Annotated in this window: 3 protein-coding genes; all 3 read right to left on the reverse strand. The window is 69.4% G+C overall.

The features are described 5' to 3' along the window. The coding region (locus D477_RS20555; protein WP_005275223.1) for an aminotransferase class I/II-fold pyridoxal phosphate-dependent enzyme at positions 1-793 on the reverse strand (793 nt) is incomplete at its 3' end. An 18-nt stretch (positions 794-811) separates the two neighbouring features. Then, the gene (locus D477_RS20560) at positions 812-2,101 is read right to left on the reverse strand and encodes an alpha-hydroxy acid oxidase (protein ID WP_005275225.1); all 1,290 of its coding nucleotides are present in this window, start codon (positions 2,099-2,101) and stop codon (positions 812-814) included. Between the two features lie 100 nt (positions 2,102-2,201). Next, complete coding sequence (locus D477_RS20565; RefSeq protein WP_005275227.1) at positions 2,202-2,969, reverse strand: amino acid ABC transporter ATP-binding protein; 768 nt, start codon at positions 2,967-2,969, stop codon at positions 2,202-2,204. Between the last annotated feature and the right edge of the window lie 66 nt (positions 2,970-3,035).

Raw genomic sequence — 3,035 nt, forward strand, 5'->3', positions numbered from 1 at the left:
CGGCCACCCGGCTCACCGGGAACGGCGGTGCCGCGCGGCGCAGGATGGCGGCGATGCCCGGAGACGTGGCCAAGTAGCCTACGCGCAGGCCAGCCAGCCCGTAGGCCTTGGAGAACGTGCGCAGGATGGCGAGGTTGGGGAACGCCGCCAGCAGGTCCGTGTTGTCATCCGTTGGCAGGGTGAATTCGCGGTACGCCTCGTCAAGGACAACCAGCACGCGCGGAGGCACCAGCTCCAGGAATTGCAGCAGCTCGCCGCGGCCAGTCACGGTGCCGGTGGGATTGTTCGGGCTGCAGACAATCACCACGCGGGTGGCATTCGTGATGGCCCCGGCCATGGCATGCAGGTCATGCTCCGCGGCGGGACCCAGCGGGATTTCGACGGCGGTCGCTCCCGTTACGCCCGTGAGGATCGGATACGCCTCGTAGCTGCGCCAGGCATAGACGACCTCATCGCCGGGGCCGGCGTAGCAGGAGAGCAGCAGCTGCAGCAGTGCCAAGGAACCGGCCCCGGCCAGCAGCTGGTCGGAGGCCAGGCCGAGCCGGGTGGCGATGGCGGCGGTGAGCTCGTTCGCGGCCAGGGACGGGTAGCGGTTGGCTCCGGCTCCGGCAGCGGCGATGGCTTCCTGCACGGCGGCCGATGGCGGTACCGGGGATTCGTTGGACGAAGCAATCCAGCGCACGCGCGACTTGGCGCTGGACCGGGAGTAGCCGGGCAGCACTGCGATCCCCGGGCGCGGGGCGGGAAGTACGGCCACAGGAGAGATGCTCGGGCTGTTGACGGGTGCGTTCATCTTCGGTCCTTCCTCTGGCTACGGGTGGCTGGGGGCGGTCTCGGGAGCGGGAGCCTTGTCCACGGTGAGCTCTCGGAGGGCGGCCCCTCGGGCGGCGGTCTCTCGGACGGTGGCCTCGCTGACGATGCTGGCTTTGTCCGCGGTGGACAGTTCAGGGTCGGCAGTTCCGGCCGGCCCGGCGGCAGGTCCGGCAGCGAGCAATTCCGGACCGCGGCGGCGCAACTCGGCCGCGCTGGCCACACCCAACAGCGCCATTGTGCGGCGGAACTGGGACGCCAGCAGTTCGATTAGCCGGGCGACGCCGGCCTCGCCGCCAGCGGCCAGCGCCCACAGGTAGGGCCGCCCGACCATGGCCAGGTCGGCGCCGTGGGCAAGCGCGACGGCAATGTCCGCGCCGTGCCGGATGCCGGAATCAACGACGATGGTGAAGTCCTCACCGGCCGCCACCCGTACCCCGGCCACCAGGTCCACCGGTGCGACCGTCCGGTCGAGCTGGCGGCCGCCATGGTTGGAGAGGTGGACTCCGTCCGCGCCGAGCTCCCGGGCACGGCGCGCGTCCGCCGGGCCCACCGGCCCTTTCACCAGCAGCTTGCCGTTCCACGCCTCCCGGAGTTCGGCCAGCTCCCTCCACGTGAGCGACGGGTCGAACTGTGAGCCGATGTTTTCGATGGTGTAGCCGGCGGGGCCGCCGGAGACATTGGCGAATTCCAGGTCCGGAGCACGCAGCATCCTCGTCCAGTAGCCCGGCTTGGAGCCGATGTCCAGCAGGCTGGACGCGGTCAGCCGGGGCGGAATGGTGAAGCCGTTGCGCAGGTCGCGCAGCCTGTTGCCGGGCACCGCTGTATCCACCGCAACCTCCAGCACCCGGTAGCCCGCGTCGGCGGCGCGCCGGACCAGGTCCAGCGTGCGGCCTCGGTCCTTCCAGACGTACAGCTGGAACCAGCGGTCAGCCGGGGCAACTGCCGGTAAGGCCGCCAGATCCTCGAGCGACGTGGTGGCCATGGTGGACAGCACGTAGGGAATACCCGCCTGGGCCGCGGCTCCGGCTACGGCCGCTTCGCCCGCGGGATTGACCATCCGGGTATAGCCGGTCGGCGCCAGGCCCAGCGGCAGCGTGGCCGGCCGGCCCAGGGCGGTCGTGGTGGTGTCCGGGACGCTGACGTCCGCCAGCACGCGGGGCGTGAACCGGTAGCGTTCAAAGGCGGCGGCATTGCCGGCCAGGCTGAGCTCCGTGTCAGCCCCACCGTCGATATAGTCCAGCACCGGCCGGGGCAGCCTGCGGGCGGCAAGCCGCTGCAGGTCCTCCACGCTGTGGCATCGATCCAACCGGCCGCGAGGTCCGCCGGGCCCCCGGCCAACCAGTTGGATGATGCTTGAGGCTTTCACGAGCGCACCTTGTGGGCTGCGTTCATGCCAGCACCTTCGAGAGGAAGGCCTGGGTACGTGCCTCCCGGGGATCCTCGAGCACCTGGCACGGGTCGCCGCTCTCCACCAGGCAGCCGTCCGCCATGAAGTGGACCACGTCGCCAACTTCTTTGGCGAAGCCCATCTCATGGGTCACCACGATCATCGTCATGCCGGAGGCCGCCAACTGCACCATCACATCCAGCACCTCTCCGACCAATTCCGGGTCCAGCGCCGAGGTCGGCTCGTCGAAAAGCATCACGGACGGCTTCAGCGCCAAGGCCCGCGCAATGGCCACCCGCTGCTGCTGGCCGCCGGAAAGCTGGCCGGGATAGTGGTTCCGCTTTTCGGCCAGCCCCACTCGTTCCAGCAGGGCCATGCCTTCTTCGACCACCTCGGCCTTGGGCCGGCGCTGGACAACCATCGGGCCCTCGATCACGTTCTCCAAGGCGGTGCGGTGCGGAAACAGGTTGAACTGCTGGAAGACCATGCCCACCGAGGCCCGCTGCCGCGAGGTTTCATGTTCCTTCAGCTCTCGCAGCCGGTCGCCGATGCGCCGGTAGCCGATGCGCTCGCCGTGCACCCAGAGCTGGCCGCCGTCGATCTTTTCCAAATGGTTAATGCAGCGAAGGAAGGTACTCTTGCCGGATCCGGAGGGCCCGAGCAGGCAGGCGACCTCGCCGGCATGAACGTCCATGTCGATGCCTTTGAGCACCTCGACGTGCCCGAAGGATTTGCGCACGCTGCGTGCGCTGACGATCGGCTCATTCATTTCAGGGGCTCCAGTTCGACGGCGGGGGCTGCTTGGGGTGCGGCAGGACGGGACGCCGGGCCCGGG

Source organism: Arthrobacter crystallopoietes BAB-32 (assembly GCF_000328305.2).
GTDB lineage: Bacteria > Actinomycetota > Actinomycetes > Actinomycetales > Micrococcaceae > Crystallibacter > Crystallibacter crystallopoietes_A.

Coding starts and splice junctions, on each gene's coding strand:
- D477_RS20565 (WP_005275227.1), bottom strand. CDS start 2,969: ATGAATGAGCCGATCGTCAGCGCACGCAGCGTGCGCAAATCCTTCGGG.